This is a genomic window from Nocardioides sp. (assembly GCF_030149505.1).
GTDB lineage: Bacteria > Actinomycetota > Actinomycetes > Propionibacteriales > Nocardioidaceae > Nocardioides.
In genome coordinates, this window is sequence record NZ_JASBRN010000061.1 from 1 (window position 1) to 16,422 (window position 16,422).

Annotated in this window: 17 protein-coding genes; 15 read left to right on the forward strand and 2 right to left on the reverse strand. The window is 73.2% G+C overall.

Annotated features, from left to right (window positions below; translation table 11 throughout):
• Nucleotides 1–148: 148 nt before the first annotated feature.
• Nucleotides 149–601: a phosphotransferase gene (locus tag Q1V71_RS20070; RefSeq protein WP_367280148.1), complete on the reverse strand. Its 453-nt coding sequence runs from the start codon at nucleotides 599–601 to the stop codon at nucleotides 149–151.
• 6 nt (nucleotides 602–607) lie between these two features.
• Nucleotides 608–1,012 (reverse strand): hypothetical protein, encoded by a 405-nt coding sequence (locus Q1V71_RS20075; protein WP_367280149.1) that lies wholly within the window; start codon nucleotides 1,010–1,012, stop codon nucleotides 608–610.
• Between the two features lie 83 nt (nucleotides 1,013–1,095).
• Between Q1V71_RS20075 and pyrR the strand changes: the two genes are divergently transcribed.
• From pyrR to metK, 15 genes are all read left to right on the forward strand, one after another.
• Entirely contained in the window at nucleotides 1,096–1,662 is a 567-nt protein-coding gene (gene pyrR, locus Q1V71_RS13530) for a bifunctional pyr operon transcriptional regulator/uracil phosphoribosyltransferase PyrR (RefSeq protein ID WP_300644373.1), read from the forward strand.
• On the forward strand, nucleotides 1,659–2,594 hold the full coding sequence (locus tag Q1V71_RS13535) for an aspartate carbamoyltransferase catalytic subunit (RefSeq protein ID WP_300644374.1): 936 nt from the start codon (nucleotides 1,659–1,661) through the stop codon (nucleotides 2,592–2,594). The genes pyrR and Q1V71_RS13535 overlap by 4 nt, the downstream gene beginning before the upstream one ends.
• Nucleotides 2,591–3,907: a dihydroorotase gene (locus Q1V71_RS13540; protein WP_300644377.1), complete on the forward strand. Its 1,317-nt coding sequence runs from the start codon at nucleotides 2,591–2,593 to the stop codon at nucleotides 3,905–3,907. The genes Q1V71_RS13535 and Q1V71_RS13540 overlap by 4 nt, the downstream gene beginning before the upstream one ends.
• A 131-nt stretch (nucleotides 3,908–4,038) precedes the next feature.
• A complete protein-coding gene (gene carA, locus Q1V71_RS13545) occupies nucleotides 4,039–5,151 on the forward strand; it encodes a glutamine-hydrolyzing carbamoyl-phosphate synthase small subunit (protein WP_300644392.1) in 1,113 nt (370 codons plus the stop codon).
• A 1-nt stretch (nucleotide 5,152) separates the two neighbouring features.
• Entirely contained in the window at nucleotides 5,153–8,527 is a 3,375-nt protein-coding gene (gene carB / locus Q1V71_RS13550) for a carbamoyl-phosphate synthase large subunit (RefSeq protein WP_300644378.1), read from the forward strand.
• Complete coding sequence (locus Q1V71_RS13555) at nucleotides 8,524–9,591, forward strand: quinone-dependent dihydroorotate dehydrogenase (protein WP_300644380.1); 1,068 nt, start codon at nucleotides 8,524–8,526, stop codon at nucleotides 9,589–9,591. Before carB ends, Q1V71_RS13555 begins: the two co-directional genes overlap by 4 nt.
• Entirely contained in the window at nucleotides 9,588–10,406 is an 819-nt protein-coding gene (locus tag Q1V71_RS13560) for a hypothetical protein (protein WP_300644381.1), read from the forward strand. The genes Q1V71_RS13555 and Q1V71_RS13560 overlap by 4 nt, the downstream gene beginning before the upstream one ends.
• Entirely contained in the window at nucleotides 10,403–11,257 is an 855-nt protein-coding gene (locus Q1V71_RS13565; protein ID WP_300644383.1) for a hypothetical protein, read from the forward strand. The genes Q1V71_RS13560 and Q1V71_RS13565 overlap by 4 nt, the downstream gene beginning before the upstream one ends.
• On the forward strand, nucleotides 11,254–12,132 hold the full coding sequence (gene pyrF / locus Q1V71_RS13570; protein ID WP_300644384.1) for an orotidine-5'-phosphate decarboxylase: 879 nt from the start codon (nucleotides 11,254–11,256) through the stop codon (nucleotides 12,130–12,132). The genes Q1V71_RS13565 and pyrF overlap by 4 nt, the downstream gene beginning before the upstream one ends.
• A complete protein-coding gene (locus Q1V71_RS13575) occupies nucleotides 12,129–12,608 on the forward strand; it encodes a hypothetical protein (protein ID WP_300644385.1) in 480 nt (159 codons plus the stop codon). The genes pyrF and Q1V71_RS13575 overlap by 4 nt, the downstream gene beginning before the upstream one ends.
• A gap of 118 nt (nucleotides 12,609–12,726) precedes the next feature.
• A complete protein-coding gene (gene mihF / locus Q1V71_RS13580; protein ID WP_300644387.1) occupies nucleotides 12,727–13,044 on the forward strand; it encodes an integration host factor, actinobacterial type in 318 nt (105 codons plus the stop codon).
• Nucleotides 13,041–13,646 carry a guanylate kinase gene (gmk, locus tag Q1V71_RS13585; protein WP_300644388.1) on the forward strand — a complete coding sequence of 202 codons (606 nt, stop codon included), beginning with the start codon at nucleotides 13,041–13,043 and terminating at the stop codon, nucleotides 13,644–13,646. Before mihF ends, gmk begins: the two co-directional genes overlap by 4 nt.
• Before the next feature lie 14 nt (nucleotides 13,647–13,660).
• On the forward strand, nucleotides 13,661–13,990 hold the full coding sequence (gene rpoZ, locus Q1V71_RS13590; RefSeq protein ID WP_179531295.1) for a DNA-directed RNA polymerase subunit omega: 330 nt from the start codon (nucleotides 13,661–13,663) through the stop codon (nucleotides 13,988–13,990).
• 94 nt (nucleotides 13,991–14,084) lie between these two features.
• On the forward strand, nucleotides 14,085–15,293 hold the full coding sequence (gene coaBC / locus Q1V71_RS13595) for a bifunctional phosphopantothenoylcysteine decarboxylase/phosphopantothenate--cysteine ligase CoaBC (protein ID WP_300644389.1): 1,209 nt from the start codon (nucleotides 14,085–14,087) through the stop codon (nucleotides 15,291–15,293).
• A 10-nt stretch (nucleotides 15,294–15,303) separates the two neighbouring features.
• Nucleotides 15,304–16,422 (forward strand): methionine adenosyltransferase (metK, locus tag Q1V71_RS13600; protein ID WP_300644391.1); only part of this gene is annotated, 1,119 nt, incomplete at its 3' end.

A 16,422-nucleotide genomic window follows, 5' to 3' on the forward strand; every position in this document is an offset into this window, starting at 1 on the left:
TTCGGCGGGAGCAGGAACTCCTGATCCCGCACGACTGGGCGATACGAACGAGCCATGCCCAAGTATTTCGCCCCAGCCGCAAAAACGGGCCGATCTCGCCCGGCGATTTGCAACAGCCACCAGGTTGAACCAGAACGCCACGCAAGCCTCATGCGAGCTCGACGAGCAGCGCCCGGCGGGCGCGGTCGTAGCCGCGCTGGTTGTCCGCCGCCTCGTCGAGGCCGGTGAGGTCGCCGGACGCGAGCCGGCGGGCGAAGTAGTCGGCCTGCACGACCCACCGCATCCGGAGCATGAGGTCGACCTGGTGGAGGTCCGCCGTCGCGGGGCCGCCGGCCGCGGCGTACGCCTGCAGCAGGGGAGCGGCGTACGCCGGCCCGCCGAGGTACATCACGGCCGAGGCGACGTCGTAGAGCAGCGGCCCGTCCACGACCGAGCCCCAGTCGATGAGGCCCACCCCGTGCTCGGAGCGCAGGAACGCCTCCGGGGCGGGATCGCCGTGGCACAGGCCGTACGCCAGTCCGCCCAGGCTCTCGACGGACCGCACCACGTCGGCCGCGACCGCCATCAGGTCGGGGTCGGCGTCGAACCGGTGGGCCTCCACCCAGTGTCACACCAGCGCGCCGCGCGCGGCCTGCCCGCGCGTCTCGCGGTGCACCCGGGCGAGCACCTCGCCCATGAGCGCGGCGTCCTCGTCGGTCTCGCCCGCGAGCTCCGCGCCGGGGACGTGCTCGAGCAGGGCGACGACCCCCTCGCCCAGCGGAGAGAGGTCGCTGCCTTCACGGCGCGGGACCGGGGCACCCGTCAGCACCCCGGCCCGGGCCGCTAGCCGCGCGGCGGTCGCACCGGCTGCGAAGAGGTCGGTCTCCTCGCGGGGGACCCACGTGGCGACGTACGACGCACCAGGGGCCCGGATGGTCCACGTCAGCGAGTTCATCCCACCGTCGAGGGGCGTCGCGACGGCGTCGCGCAGGCCCCATTCCTCGACCAGCAGCGTCCCGAGAGCGTCGTCCACGCTGGTAGGGTCCCACCCGATCCACCAGATCGACATCCTTTAAGTAGGCGTCCCGTGAGGCGCAGAAGGAGGTCCGGGAGCGCGTGTCCGCACAACCGCCGCCCAGCCCTGAAGCAGGTGTCCCCGAGGGACGCACCGTCCTCGACGAGCGCGACATCGCCCGGGCCCTGACCCGCATCTCGCACGAGATCCTCGAGCGCAACAAGGGCGCCGCCGACCTCGTCCTGCTCGGGATCCCGAGCCGGGGCGTGCCGCTGGCCCGCCGGGTGGCCGCGCGGATCGCCGCCGTCGAGGGTGTCGAGGTGCCCGTGGGCAGCCTCGACATCACGATGTACCGCGACGACCTGCGCAAGCACCCCGCTCGCGGCCCCCAGCACACCGAGATCCCGCCCGGCGGGATCGACGGCCGCACCGTGGTGCTGGTCGACGACGTGCTCTACTCCGGGCGCACCGTCCGCGCCGCGCTGGACGCCATGAACGACATCGGCCGCCCCGAGGTCGTGCGGCTCGCCGTGCTGGTCGACCGCGGCCACCGTGACCTGCCGATCCGCGCCGACCACGTGGGCAAGAACCTCCCCAGCGCCCGCACGGAGCGCGTCGCCGTCCGGCTCGAGGAGCTCGACGGCGTCGAGGGGGTCTGGATCTCGTGAACCGGCACCTGCTCTCCATCGACGACGTCACCGCCGAGGACATCGCGGAGATCTTCGCGACCGCGGCCGAGATGCACGACGTCCAGCGCCGCGAGGTCAAGAAGCTCCCCGCGCTGCGCGGCCGCACCGTCATCAACCTCTTCTTCGAGGACTCCACCCGCACCCGGTCCTCGTTCGAGATCGCGGGCAAGTGGCTCTCGGCCGACACCATCAACATCACCGGCAAGGGCTCCTCGACCTCGAAGGGCGAGTCGCTGCGCGACACCGTGCTCACGATCGCCGCGATGGGCGTCGACGCCCTGGTCATGCGCCACCACGCCAGCGGTGCCGCGCACCAGGTCAGCCAGTGGGTCGACGCCAGCGTCATCAACGCCGGCGACGGCACGCACGAGCACCCGAGCCAGGCGCTGCTGGACGCCTACACCCTCACACGCCGCCTCGGCGGCCTCGAGGGCCGGCACGTCGTGCTGGTCGGGGACCTCACCCACAGTCGGGTCTTCCGCAGCAACGTCCTGTGCCTGACCAAGCTCGGCGCCCGCGTCACCGTGGTCGCCCCGCCCACGCTGATGCCGAGCGGCGTCGGGGCGTGGAGCCGCGCGGCCGGGTTCGAGACGTCGTACGACGTCGACGCGGTGCTGCCCACCGCTGACGCGGTGATGATGCTCCGGGTACAGAAGGAGCGGATGAGCGGCGGGTTCTTCCCCAGCCCCCGGGAGTACACCGTCGGGTACGGCCTGACCCGTGACCGGCTCGCGCTGCTGGGCCCGGACGTCCCGATCCTGCACCCCGGCCCGATGAACCGGGGGCTGGAGATCGCCGCCGACGCCGCCGACGCCGCGCAGTCGGTGATCCTCGACCAGGTCTCGGCCGGCGTCGCCGTCCGGATGGCCATCCTCTACCACCTGCTCGCAGGGGAAGGGAGCGCCGCGTGAGCGCCGCACCGCAGCGCCTGCTGATCCAGGGTGCCTCCGTCCTGGGGGAGACCACCGCGGACCTGCTGGTCGTCGACGGCACGATCGCCGAGGTCGGCAACGGCCTGGAGGCAGCGGGAGCCGAGGTCGTCGACGCCAACGGCCTCGTCGCCCTGCCCGGGCTGGTCGACCTGCACACCCACCTGCGCGAGCCCGGCCGCGAGGACGCCGAGACCGTGCTGACCGGCTCCCGCGCCGCCGCCGTCGGCGGGTTCACCGCGGTGCTGGCGATGGCCAACACCAACCCGGTCACCGACACCGCCGAGGCGGCCGAACGCGTGCACGACCTGGGGGTCGCCGCCGGGCTCGTCGACGTCGTCCCGGTCGGTGCGGTCACCAAGGGCCTGGCCGGCGAGGAGCTGGCCGAGCTCGGGCTCATGCACCGCTCCCGTGCCCGCGTCACGGTCTTCTCCGACGACGGGAAGTGCGTCGCTGACCCCCGCGTGATGCGCCGGGCGCTGGAGTACGTCAAGGCCTTCGGCGGCGTCGTCAGCCAGCACTCCCAGGACCCCTCACTCGCAGGGCCCAGCGCCTGCTGCCACGAGGGCGAGCTGTCCGGCCGCCTCGGGCTCCCGGGCTGGCCCGGCATCGCCGAGGAGGTCGTCGTCGCCCGCGACGTGATGCTCGCCCGGCACACCGGCTCGCGCGTCCACGTCGCCCACGCCAGCACGGCCGGCACGGTCGAGGTGCTGCGCTGGGCCAAGGCGCAGGCCGCGCAGGACGGGACCTGGGCGGTCACCGCCGAGGTCACCCCGCACCACCTGCTGCTGACCACCGACCTGCTGAGCGGGTACGACCCGACGTACAAGGTCAACCCGCCGCTGCGGCCCGACGAGGACGTCGAGGCGCTGCGCGAGGCGCTGGCCGACGGCACGATCGACGCCGTCGCGACCGACCACGCCCCGCACGCGCGGCACGACAAGGAGCACGCCTTCGTCGACGCCGCCTTCGGGATGCTCGGTCTCGAGACGGCGCTGCCCGTGGTCGCGCAGGTCATGGTCGAGAGCGGCCGGATGACCTGGGCCGACCTGGCCCGGGTCATGTCCACCACGCCCGCGCGCATCGCCGGGCTGGCCGGCCAGGGGCAGGGCCTCGAGGTCGGCGCGCCGGCCAACATCACCCTCGTCGACCCGTCCGCCGACGTGACTGTCGACCGGGCCGCGTCGGTGTCGCTGAGCCGCAACAACCCCTGGCACGGCCGCACCTTCGGCGCCGCCGTGCGCACCACGTTCCTGCGCGGACGGGCGACCTTCCGCGACGGGGCTCTCACCTAGAGAGATCCATGCACCACGAAGCAGGACGGGGGTCGCGGCGCTGGTAGCCTCGCCCCTGCTCGAACATCCTTTAACCACCGTCCCGTGAGGCGGAGAAGGAGGTCGGCGTGCCGTCGCATGCCCCCGCGATCATGGTCCTCGAGGACGGTCGCACCTTCCACGGCGAGTCCTTCGGAGCCGAGGGCGAGACCTTCGGCGAGGCGGTCTTCAACACCGGCATGACCGGGTACCAGGAGACGCTGACCGACCCGTCGTACCACCGGCAGGTCGTCGTGATGACCGCGCCGCACATCGGCAACACCGGCGTCAACGACGAGGACCCGGAGTCCCGCCGCATCTGGGTCGCCGGGTACGTCGTCCGCGACCCCGCCCGGGTGCCGAGCAGCTGGCGCTCGGTGCGCACCCTCGACGAGGAGCTGGCCGCCCAGGGCGTCGTCGGGATCTCCGGCGTCGACACCCGCGCCCTGACCCGCCACCTGCGCGAGCGCGGCGCGATGCGCGTGGGCATCTCCACCACCGAGACCGACCCCGAGGCGCTGCTGGCCCGGGTCCGCGCGTCCGGCGAGATGGCCGGCACCGAGCTGGCCGGGGAGGTCTCCACCACCGAGGCCTACCTCGTGCCCGCCCAGGGGGAGAAGCGCTTCACCGTCGCCGCGCTCGACCTCGGCATCAAGGCGATGACGCCCTACCGGATGGCCGAGCGCGGCATCGACGTCCACGTCCTGCCCGCGACCGCCACCCTCGAGGACGTCCTCGCGGTCCAGCCCGACGGGCTCTTCTTCTCCAACGGCCCCGGCGACCCGGCCGCGACGACCTCGCAGGTCGAGCTGCTCCAGGGGGCGCTGGAGCGCGGCCTGCCCTACTTCGGCATCTGCTTCGGCAACCAGCTCTTCGGGCGTGCGCTCGGCTTCGGCACCTACAAGCTGAAGTACGGCCACCGCGGCATCAACCAGCCGGTGATGGACCGCACCACCGGCAAGGTCGAGGTCACCGCCCACAACCACGGCTTCGCGGTCGACGCGCCGCTGGAGGGCAGCACCGCCACGCCGTACGGCGAGGCGACGGTCAGCCACGTCTGCCTCAACGACGACGTGGTCGAGGGCCTCGAGCTCCGCGACCCGGCATCCGAGGGGGGCCGCCTCAAGGCGTTCTCCGTCCAGTACCACCCGGAGGCCGCGGCCGGCCCGCACGACGCCGCCTACCTCTTCGACCGGTTCGTGCAGCTGATGGCGGGGGAGCTCTGACATGCCGAAGCGTGAAGACATCAAGTCCGTGATGGTCATCGGCTCCGGCCCGATCGTCATCGGCCAGGCCTGCGAGTTCGACTACTCCGGCACCCAGGCCTGCCGCGTGCTCAAGGCCGAGGGCCTGCGCGTGATCCTGGTCAACTCCAACCCGGCCACGATCATGACCGACCCGGAGTTCGCCGACGCGACGTACGTCGAGCCGATCACCCCCGAGTTCGTCGAGAAGGTCATCGCCAAGGAGCGCCCCGACGCCCTGCTGCCGACCCTGGGCGGGCAGACCGCGCTCAACGCCGCGATGAACCTGCACGCCGCCGGCGTCCTCGAGAAGTACGACGTCGAGCTGATCGGCGCCAACGTCGAGGCGATCGAGAAGGGCGAGAACCGCGAGCAGTTCAAGCAGATCGTCGAGGGCCTGCCGGCCGAGTGGGGTGCCGAGGTCGCGCGCAGCGTGATCTGCAACGGCGAGGAGCTCGGCGCAGACGCGCCCAAGGAGGCCAAGGTCGCCCACGCGCTGGCCACGGCACTGGCCGGTGCCGAGGAGCTCGGCTACCCCGTCGTCGTGCGGCCCTCGTTCACCATGGGCGGCGCCGGCTCGGGCCTGGCCTACGACGAGGCCGAGCTGCGCCGCATCGCCGGTCAGGGCCTCTCGGCCAGCCCCACCACCGAGGTGCTCCTGGAGGAGTCGATCCTCGGCTGGAAGGAGTACGAGCTGGAGGTGATGCGCGACAAGGCCGACAACGTCGTCATCGTCTGCTCGATCGAGAACGTCGATCCCGTCGGCGTCCACACCGGCGACTCCATCACCGTCGCCCCGGCCATGACGCTGACCGACCGGGAGTACCAGCGGCTGCGCAACATCTCCATCGGCGTCATCCGCGAGGTCGGCGTCGACACCGGTGGCTGCAACATCCAGTTCGCGGTCAACCCGGTCAACGGCCGGATCGTCGTCATCGAGATGAACCCCCGGGTCAGCCGCTCGAGCGCGCTGGCCTCGAAGGCCACCGGCTTCCCGATCGCCAAGATCGCCGCCAAGGTCGCCATCGGCTACACCCTCGACGAGATCCCCAACGACATCACCAGCCAGGCCGGCGGCCTGAGCACCCCGGCGTCCTTCGAGCCGACGCTCGACTACGTCGTGGTCAAGGTGCCGCGGTTCGCCTTCGAGAAGTTCCCCGGCGCGGACCCGACGCTGACCACCCACATGAAGTCCGTGGGCGAGGCGATGGCCATCGGGCGCAACTTCACCGAGGCGCTGCAGAAGGCGCTGCGCTCGCTGGAGGCCAAGGACGCCGTCTTCGACTGGGCCCAGGAATGGGTCGACCTCGACAAGGAGTCGCTGCTCCGCGAGATCGCCGTCCCGCACGACGGCCGGCTGAAGAAGGTCATGGACGCGATCCGGGCCGGCGCGACGCCGCAGGAGATCTTCGACGCGACCGCCATCGACCCGTGGTTCGTCGACCAGCTCGCGCTCATCAACGAGGTCGCCGTCGAGGTCACCGCCGCCGACGAGCTGACCCCCGGCCTGCTGCGCAAGGCCAAGCGGCACGGGTTCTCCGACGCGCAGATCGGCAAGATCCGCGGCATGAGCGCCGACGTCGTGCGCGGGGTCCGGCACGCGCTGGGCATCCGACCGGTCTACAAGACGGTCGACACCTGCGCCGCCGAGTTCGCGGCCCGGACGCCGTACCACTACTCCTCCTACGACGAGGAGACCGAGGTCGCGCCCCGCGAGCGCGAGGCCGTGATCATCCTGGGCTCGGGTCCCAACCGGATCGGGCAGGGCATCGAGTTCGACTACTCCTGCGTGCACGCCTCGCTGGCGCTCTCCGAGGCCGGCTACGAGACCGTGATGGTCAACTGCAACCCCGAGACCGTCTCGACCGACTACGACACCTCCGACCGGCTCTACTTCGAGCCGCTCACCCTCGAGGACGTCCTCGAGGTGGTCGCGGCCGAGCAGGCGGCCGGTCCGCTGGCCGGGGTGATCTGCCAGCTCGGCGGCCAGACCCCGCTCGGCCTGGCCCAGGGCCTCGCGGCCGCCGGGGTGCCGATCGTCGGCACCAGCCCGGACGCGATCGACCTGGCCGAGGAGCGCGGCGCCTTCGGGCGCGTGCTGGCCGAGGCCGGACTGACCGCCCCCAAGCACGGCACGGCCACGTCGTACCCCGAGGCCCAGCGGATCGCCGCCGAGATCGGCTACCCGGTCCTGGTGCGGCCCTCCTACGTCCTGGGCGGGCGCGGCATGGAGATCGTCTACGGCGACGACGCGCTCCAGACCTACCTGGAGAAGTACGTCGCCGCCGGGCTGATCAGCCACAGCGCGCCGGTCCTGGTCGACCGGTTCCTCGACGACGCCGTGGAGATCGACGTCGACGCGCTCTTCGACGGCGAGGAGCTCTTCCTCGGCGGGGTCATGGAGCACATCGAGGAGGCCGGCATCCACTCCGGCGACTCCTCCTGCGCGCTGCCGCCGATCACCCTGGGTCATCGGGAGATCGAGCGGATCCGCGAGGCCACCGAGGCCATCGCCCGTGGTGTCGGTGTGCGGGGACTGCTCAACATCCAGTTCGCGCTGGGCTCGGACATCCTCTACGTGTTGGAGGCCAACCCCCGCGCCTCGCGGACCGTGCCCTTCGTGTCGAAAGCGACCGCCACCCCGCTGGCCAAGGCCGCGGCCCGGGTGATGCTCGGGGAGTCGATCGCCGACCTGCGCCGCGCGGGCGTGCTGCCCGCCGAGGGCGACGGGGGCGACCTTCCGGCCGACCAGCCGATCGCGGTCAAGGAGGCGGTGATGCCGTTCAACCGGTTCCGTACCGCCGACGGCTCCCAGGTCGACACGGTGCTGGGCCCGGAGATGAAGTCCACCGGTGAGGTCATGGGCTTCGACCGCGACTTCGGCACCGCCTTCTCCAAGAGCCAGGCCGCCGCCTTCGGGCCGCTGCCGACCTCGGGCAGCATCTTCGTCTCGGTCTCCAACCGCGACAAGCGCTCGATGATCTTCCCGGTCAAGGTCCTGGCCGACCTCGGGTTCGAGATCCTCGCGACCCAGGGCACCGCCGAGGTGCTGCGTCGCAACGGCGTGGACTGCACGGTCGTGCGCAAGCACTTCGAGGGCCCCGGCCCGGACGGCGAGCCGACCACGGTCCAGCTCATCCACGACGGTCGCATCCAGCTCATCGTGAACACGCCGTACGGCGCGGGCACCGGCGGGCAGGCGCGTCTGGACGGCTACGAGATCCGCACCGCGGCGGTCATGGCCAACGTCCCGTGCATCACCACCGTGCAGGGCCTCGGTGCCGCCGTGCAGGGCATCGAGGCGATGCGCCGTGGCGACATCGGGGTCCGGAGCCTGCAGGAGTGGGCTGCTCGGTGACGCTCTACGACCACCTCTTCACCCACGTCGCGACCCGGATCGACCCGGAGCGGGCCCACCACCTGGGCTTCCGGGCGGTCCGGGCGGGGGCGCCGCTGCTGCGGGCCTCGCACGCCGCGATCGGGGTGGAGGGGCGGCCGGTGGAGGTCATGGGGCTGCGCTTCCCGCACCCGCTGGGGCTCGCGGCCGGCTTCGACAAGAACGCCGTCGGGATCGACGCGCTCGGTGCGCTGGGCTTCGGCCACGTGGAGATCGGCACGGTCACGGGACTGGCCCAGCCCGGCAACCCGAAGCCACGGCTCTTCCGGTTGCCACAGGACCGCGCCGTGCTCAACCGGATGGGCTTCAACAACGACGGCGCGTCCGCCGTCGCCGAGCGGCTGCGCCGCCGCGCGCTGCGCGGTGACCGCACCTCCGGACCGGTGCTCGGGGTCAACATCGGCAAGTCCAAGGTGGTCCCCGAGGATGACCAGGCCGCGGTCGAGGGCGACTACGAGACCAGCGCGCGGCTGCTCTCGCCGTACGCCGACTACCTCGTGGTCAACGTCTCCTCGCCCAACACCCCGGGCCTGCGCAACCTGCAGGCCGTCGAGAAGCTGCAGCCCCTGCTAGAGCACGTGCGGCGCGTCGCCGACGCCGCCACCGGCGAGCGCCGGGTGCCGCTGCTGGTCAAGATCGCCCCGGACCTCGCCGACGAGGACGTCGACGCCGTGGCCGACATGGCCGTCGCCGGGCGTCGCGACGGGGTGCTCGACGGGATCATCGCGACCAACACCACGATCTCGCGCGCGGGCCTGGTCACGCCGACCGCCGAGGTGGAGGCGATGGGCGCCGGCGGCCTGTCCGGCCGTCCGCTGACCGCCCGCTCGACCGACGTGCTGCGCCGGCTCCGGGCACGGGTCGGGCCCGACCTGGTGCTCGTCGGCGTCGGCGGCATCACGACCGTCGAGGACGCCCGCGAGCGGCTCGGGGCCGGCGCCGACCTGCTGCAGGGCTACACCGCCTTCGTCTACGAGGGTCCGGGCTGGCCGCGACGGCTCGTGCGGGGCCTGAGCGCCGAGTGACTCCCGTCCACGTCACCGCCGAGGTCCTGGCCAGCAAGCGGATCGGCGCCCACCAGCACCTCACGCTGGTGGCTCCGGGCGTGGGCGAGCGGTTCCGACCCGGCTCCTTCGTCGCCGTCTCGGTCGGCTCGGCGGCCGAACGCTGGCACCTGGCCCGCCGGGCGTTCTGGATCCACCAGGTCCGACCCCTCGGCGGGTACGCCGCCACCGTGACCCTGGTCGTGGAGCCGCGTGGCCCGGGCAGCCGCTGGCTGGCCGCGCGCCAGCGCGGTGACACCGTCGAGGTCACCGGACCGCTCGGGGGGCGCGCCTTCGCCCTGCCCAAGGAGCCGGTCCCGGTCCTGCTCGTGGGGGAGGGGTACGCCGCCGCGCCGCTGTTCACCCTCGCCGAGCGGCTGCGCGAGCGCGACTGCCCGGTCAGCCTGGTCCTCGGCGCGGCCGACGAGGCGCACCTGCTCTCCGCGCTGGAGGCCCGCCGGATCGCCCGCTCGGTCACGGTCGTGACCGGCGACGGGTCGGTCGGCGCCCGCGGCACCGTCCCCGACGTGCTGCCCGAGGCGCTGCGCCGCTCGGGCGCCGCGGTCGTCTACGCCGCGGGGAGCACCCCCACCCTGCACGCCGCCGCCCTGGCGGCGGAGGAGCACGGTGCGTGGAGCCAGGTCGCGCTGGAGCAGCAGACCACGTGCGGCACCGGGCTCTGCCTGGGCTGCCCGGTGCCGGTCGTCGGCGAGGAGGGCGTGGCCCGCACCGCCCGCGCCTGCGTCGACGGCCCGGTGCTGCGTGGCGACCGGGTCCGCTGGGGGGACCTCAGGTGACAGTGACCGTCGCGGGCCTGGTGCTCGCCTCCCCGGTGATGGTCGCCTCGGGCTGTGCCGGCACCGGCCGCGAGCTCGCCGGCTACGCCCCGCTGTCGACGTACGGCGCGGTCGTGACCCGCTCGATCACCCGCGACCCACGCCCCGGCGCGCAAGTGCCGGGCATCGCCGAGACGCCCGCGGGACTGGTGCACGCCACGGGCCTGCCCAACCCCGGGCTCGACGGCTTCCTGGCCACCGAGCTGCCGTGGCTGCTCACGGAGGGCGCGCGGGTCGTGGTGTCGGTGGTGGCCCGCGAGCTGGGGGAGTACGCCGAGGTGGCCCGTCGCCTGGCCACCGCCCCCGGGGTCAGCGCCGTCGAGGTCAACCTCGCCCAGCCCGACGCCGTCGCGGCCGGGGTCCTGGACGTGCGCGAGCCCTTCCACGTGGGTGCGGCGGTCTCCGCGGTGCTGCGTGAGCTGCCCCGTGGCGTGCCGGTCCTGGCCAAGCTGCGACCCGACACCGTCCGGGTCGCGGAGGCCGTGAAGGTCGCCGCCGACGCCGGGGCAGCCGCGGTCGTCCTCGGTGGCGCGCTGCCGGCGGCCCTGCCCGACGGGCGCGACGCCGGCCTGAGCGGTCCGGCCGTGCGCCCGCTGGCCCTGCGCTGCGTCGCCGACGCGCGGCGGGCGCTGGACGCCGCGGGCGCCACGTGCGACGTGGTCGCCTCGGGTGGCATCGTCACGCCCCAGGACGCCCGGGCGTTCCTCGACCTCGGCGCGGTGGCCGTTCAGGTCGGCAGCGCCCTCCTCCACGACCCCACCACGGCCGCGCGGCTCGCGACGGCCCTGAGCACCCCCGAGGTGACCCCATGACCCAGACCTCCCACGCAGCAGCCGCGGAGCCGTTCGGCACCCGGCTGCACCGGGCGATGTCGGAGCGCGGTGCCTTCTGCGTCGGCATCGACCCGCACGCCGCGCTGCTGGCCGAGTGGGGCCTGACCGACGACGTCGCCGGCCTGGAGCGCTTCGCCCTCACGGTCGTGGAGGCCGTGGCGCCGCTCTGCTCGGTCGTCAAGCCGCAGTCGGCGTTCTACGAACGGTTCGGCAGCCGCGGCGTCGCGGTGCTGGAGCGGGTCGTGGAGGAGTCGCGGGCAGCCGGTGCGCTGGTGCTGCTCGACGTGAAGCGCGGCGACATCGGCTCGACCTCGCAGGCCTACGCCGACGCCTACCTCGACCCGTCCTCACCGCTGGCCTGCGACGCCATCACCGCCAGCCCCTACCTCGGCTTCGGCTCCCTGGACCCCATGGTGGAGACCGCCCAGCGCCACGGCGCGGGCGTCTTCGTCCTCGCGCTGACGTCGAACAAGGAGGGCCCCGAGGTCCAGCACGCCCGGGTCGACGACGGTGCCGGCCCGGCGGGGGAGCGGGTGGCCGACCGCGTGCTCGCACACCTGCGACGGCTCAACGCCGGGGCCGAGCCGCTGGGCTCCTTCGGCGCGGTCGTGGGTGCCACCATCGGCGACGCCGGTGCCGACCTCGACTTCGGCGGACCCGTCCTGGCCCCCGGCTTCGGCGCCCAGGGCGGCACGGTCGCCGACCTCGCGCGGATCTTCGGCTCGCGGGTGCGCCACGTCCTGGCCAGCTCCTCGCGCGAGGTGCTGCGGCTGGGCCCGGACCCGGTGGCGATGGCCGACGCCGTGCGGCGCACCCACGACGAGCTGGCGAGCCTCGTCAGGCCGCTCCGGTGACCGGCGGCCCCGGCCGGGCCGCCCGGGTGCGGCGCGGACTGGCAGCCGGAGCGGTCGCGGCGGCCCTCGGCGGATCCCTGCTCGCCGGCTGCTCCTCGGACCCCTTCGAGGCCTACTGCGAGCGGGTCGAGGAGCACCAGGAGGCGCTGACCGAGGCGGTCGCCGGTGGCGGGCCCGACGCGCTGCTCTCGGTCCTGCCGCAGCTGCGCGACCTGCGCGACGCCGCCCCGGGCGACGTCGTCGACGAGTGGCAGCAGGTCGTGGGGCGGCTCGAGGCGCTCGAGGACGCGCTGGAGGACGCGGGCGTCGACGCGGCGTCGTACGACCGGGAGGACCCGCCGGCGGACCTCGCCGAGGACGAGCGCACCGCGATCGACGCGGCGGCCCGTGAGCTGGTGCGTCCGCAGACCGCGCAGGCCCTCGCGGTGCTGGAGACCCAGGTGCGCGACGTGTGCCAGACCCCGCTCTACCTCTAGGGAACCGCGGCACCGGGACCGTCCAGGGCGAGCCTGGACTGTTTGCCGGGGTCAAGGAACTCTGACTAGATTGACGCGCGCCCCGCTCCTCCGGCCCCCAGATCTCGAAGGACCCTCCGTGGCTCTCCCCCCTCTCACCCCCGAACAGCGACAGGCGGCCCTCGAGAAGGCCGCCGCCTCCCGTCGGGAGCGGGCCGAGGTGAAGAACCGCCTCAAGAACTCCGGGGCCTCGATCGTCGACGTGCTGCGCGAGGGCCAGACCAACGAGGTCATCGGCAAGATGAAGGTCGTCGACCTGCTGCAGGCGATGCCCGGGCTGGGCAAGGTGCGGGCGCGCCAGGTGATGGAGCGGCTCGGCATCGCCGAGAGCCGCCGGGTCCGTGGGCTCGGCGTCAAGCAGGTCGCCGCCCTGGAGAAGGAGTTCGGCGGCGCGTGAGCCCCGCACCCAGCCGCCTGGTCGTCCTGGCCGGGCCCACCGCCGTCGGCAAGGGCACCGTCGCCGCGGCGGTCCGCGAGACGCACCCCGAGGTCTGGATCTCCGTCTCCGCCACCACGCGCGCCCCGCGGCCGGGTGAGGTCGACGGGGTCCACTACCACTTCGTCAGCGACGCCGAGTTCGACCGGATGGTCGCCGAGGACGACCTGCTGGAGTGGGCGGTGGTCCACAAGGCGGCCCGCTACGGCACGCCCCGTCGACCCGTCGAGGAGGCGCTGGCCGCCGGTCGACCCGCGATGCTGGAGATCGACCTGCAGGGCGCTCGCCAGGTGCGGCGCACCATGCCCGGGGCGCTCTTCGTCTTCCTCGCGCCCCCGTCGTGGGAGGAGCTCGTGCGCCGGCTCGTCGGCCGGGGCACCGAGACCGAGGAGGAGCGCGAGCGCCGCCTCGTCACCGCGCGCGAGGAGCTGGCCGCCGAGCCCGAGTTCGACGTGACCATCACCAACCACGAAGTTCGTCGCGCCGCCGACGAGTTGGTATTGTTAATGGTTGGCTCCGGGCGCCCCGCCCAGGGGCCTGCACTTCTGTCCGACGACACGTGAGGAAGACCAGACCTGTGTCTGCTCCCAACATCGCCGCCGAGGGCGTCACCAACCCCTCGATCGACGACCTGCTGACCAAGACGGACAGCAAGTACCAGCTGGTCCTCTACGGCGCGAAGCGCGCCCGCCAGATCAACGCCTACTACTCCCAGCTCGGCGAGGGCCTGCTGGAGTACGTCGGCCCGCTCGTGGAGACCCACGTGCAGGAGAAGCCGCTCTCGATCGCGCTGCGCGAGATCAACGAGGACCTGCTGACCTGCGAGCACGTGGACCCCGCCGAGCTCGCGGCCGAGGAGGCAGCGGCCCAGGCCGCGGCCGCCGACGCCGCCACCGGTCTGGAGTGACCCCGTCCCCGTGACGGACCCCGGCAGCACCACCTCGGAGGCCGCTTCCCCGTCGGGGGAGCGGCCCTCCGCCATTTCGCCGCAGCGACGTCGGGTGGTCCTCGGTGTCGGCGGCGGCATCGCGGCGTACAAGGCCTGCGAGCTCCTGCGCCGCTTCACCGAGTCCGGCCACGACGTGACTGTCGTCCCGACCGCCTCCGCGCTGCAGTTCGTCGGCGCGGCGACCTGGGCCGCGCTGTCGGGCAAGCCGGTCAGCGACGAGGTCTGGGACCGGGTCCACGAGGTGCCGCACGTGCGGATCGGGCAGGGCGCCGACCTGGTCGTCGTCGCCCCGACCACCGCGGACCTGCTGGCCAAGGCCGCCCACGGGCTGGCCGACGACCTGCTGACCAACACCCTGCTCACCGCGCGCTGCCCGGTCGTGCTCGTGCCCGCGATGCACACCGAGATGTGGGAGCACCCGGCCACCCGCGCCAACGTCGCCACCCTGCGTGAGCGCGGCGTGCTCGTCGTCGAGCCCGCCGAGGGCCGGCTGACCGGTGCCGACACCGGCAAGGGCCGGCTGCCCGAGCCCGCCGAGGTCTTCGCGCTCTGCGTCGACGTGCTGGACCGCGACGGCGAGACGGGGCGCGACCTCGTCGGTCGCCATGTCGTGGTCAGCGCCGGCGGCACGCGGGAGTACCTCGACCCCGTCCGCTTCCTCGGCAACCGGTCCTCGGGCCTCCAGGGCTACGCCCTGGCCCGTGCCGCCGCCTCCCGGGGCGCGAAGGTCACCCTCGTCGCGGCCAACACCGCGCTGGCCGACCCCGCTGGCGTCGACGTCGTGCGGGTGGAGACCACCGAACAGCTGCGCGAGGCCGTCCTGACCGCCGCCGCCAGCGCCGACGCGGTCGTCATGGCCGCCGCCCCGGCCGACTTCCGGCCGACCTCGCGCAGCGAGGCCAAGATCAAGAAGGCCGAGGACGGCTCCGCCCCGGCCATCGAGCTCGAGCAGAACCCCGACGTCCTGCGCGAGCTCGCGGGCCAGCGCGCCCACGAGGGCCAGGTCGTGGTCGGCTTCGCAGCCGAGACCGGGGACGCGACCGGCTCGGTGCTCGAGCTCGCGCGCGCCAAGCTGGCCCGCAAGGGCTGCGACCTGCTGGTGGTCAACGACGTCAGCGGGGGAGCGGTCTTCGGCAGCCCCGACAACGAGGCGGTCATCCTCGAGGCCGACGGCGCCTTCGTGGAGGTGCCGCGGGGCTCCAAGGGCGCCCTGGCCCACGCGATCTGGGACCGCGTGGGTGCCCGCTGGGCGTCGGTCTAGGCTTGCGCGCATGACTGGACGCCTGTTCACCTCCGAGTCCGTGACCGAGGGACACCCGGACAAGATCGCTGACCAGATCAGCGACGCCGTGCTCGACGAGATGCTGCGGCAGGACCCCGCCTCGCGGGTCGCGGTGGAGACGCTGCTGACCACCGGCCTGGTGGTGGTCGCGGGTGAGGTGACCACCAGCGGGTACGTCGACATCAAGTCGATCGTGCGGCAGAAGATCCTCGACATCGGTTACGACCACTCCGAGAAGGGCTTCGACGGCGCCTCGTGCGGCGTGATGGTCGCGATCGGCGGCCAGTCCGGCGACATCGCGCAGGGCGTGGACACCGCGCACGAGTCGCGCACCGAGGAGTCCTCCGACGAGCTGGACCGCCAGGGCGCCGGTGACCAGGGGCTGATGTTCGGCTACGCCTGCGACGACACCCCCGAGCTGATGCCGCTGCCGATCAAGATCGCCCAGACGCTGTCGGAGCGGCTCTCGGAGGTGCGCAAGGACGGCACGTTGCCGTACCTGCGCCCCGACGGGAAGACCCAGGTCACCATCGAGTACGACGAGGACGACCGCGCCGTGCGCGTGGACACCGTCGTGCTCTCCACCCAGCACGAGGCCGGGATCGACCTGGAGACCCGGCTGCAGCCCGACATCGCCAAGCACGTCATCGCACCCGTGCTCGAGCAGTTCGACATCGACTCCGACGGCTACCGCCTGCTGGTCAACCCCACCGGCACCTTCGTCGTGGGCGGCCCGATGGGCGACGCCGGCCTGACCGGTCGCAAGATCATCGTCGACACCTACGGCGGCATGGCCCGCCACGGCGGCGGTGCCTTCTCCGGCAAGGACCCGTCGAAGGTGGACCGCTCCGCCACGTACGCGGCGCGGTGGGTCGCGAAGAACATCGTGGCGGCGGGCCTCGCCCGCCGCTGCGAGGTCCAGGTGGCGTACGCCATCGGCGTCGCCCACCCCGTGTCGTTGCTGGTCGAGACCTTCGGCACCGCCAAGGTCGACGAGGCCATCCAGAAGGCCGTCCTCGAGGTCTTCGACCTGCGCCCGGCCGCCATCGTGCGCGACCTGGACCTGAAGCGCCCGATCTACGCCAAGACCGCGGCATACGGCCACTTC

What these genes read in the sequence shown, in the direction of transcription:
- pyrF (WP_300644384.1), top strand. Translation starts at nt 11,254, where the DNA reads ATGACCCAGACCTCCCACGCAGCAGCCGCGGAGCCGTTCGGCACCCGG.
- carA (WP_300644392.1), top strand. Translation starts at nt 4,039, where the DNA reads ATGGTCCTCGAGGACGGTCGCACCTTCCACGGCGAGTCCTTCGGAGCC.
- carB (WP_300644378.1), top strand. Translation starts at nt 5,153, where the DNA reads ATGCCGAAGCGTGAAGACATCAAGTCCGTGATGGTCATCGGCTCCGGC.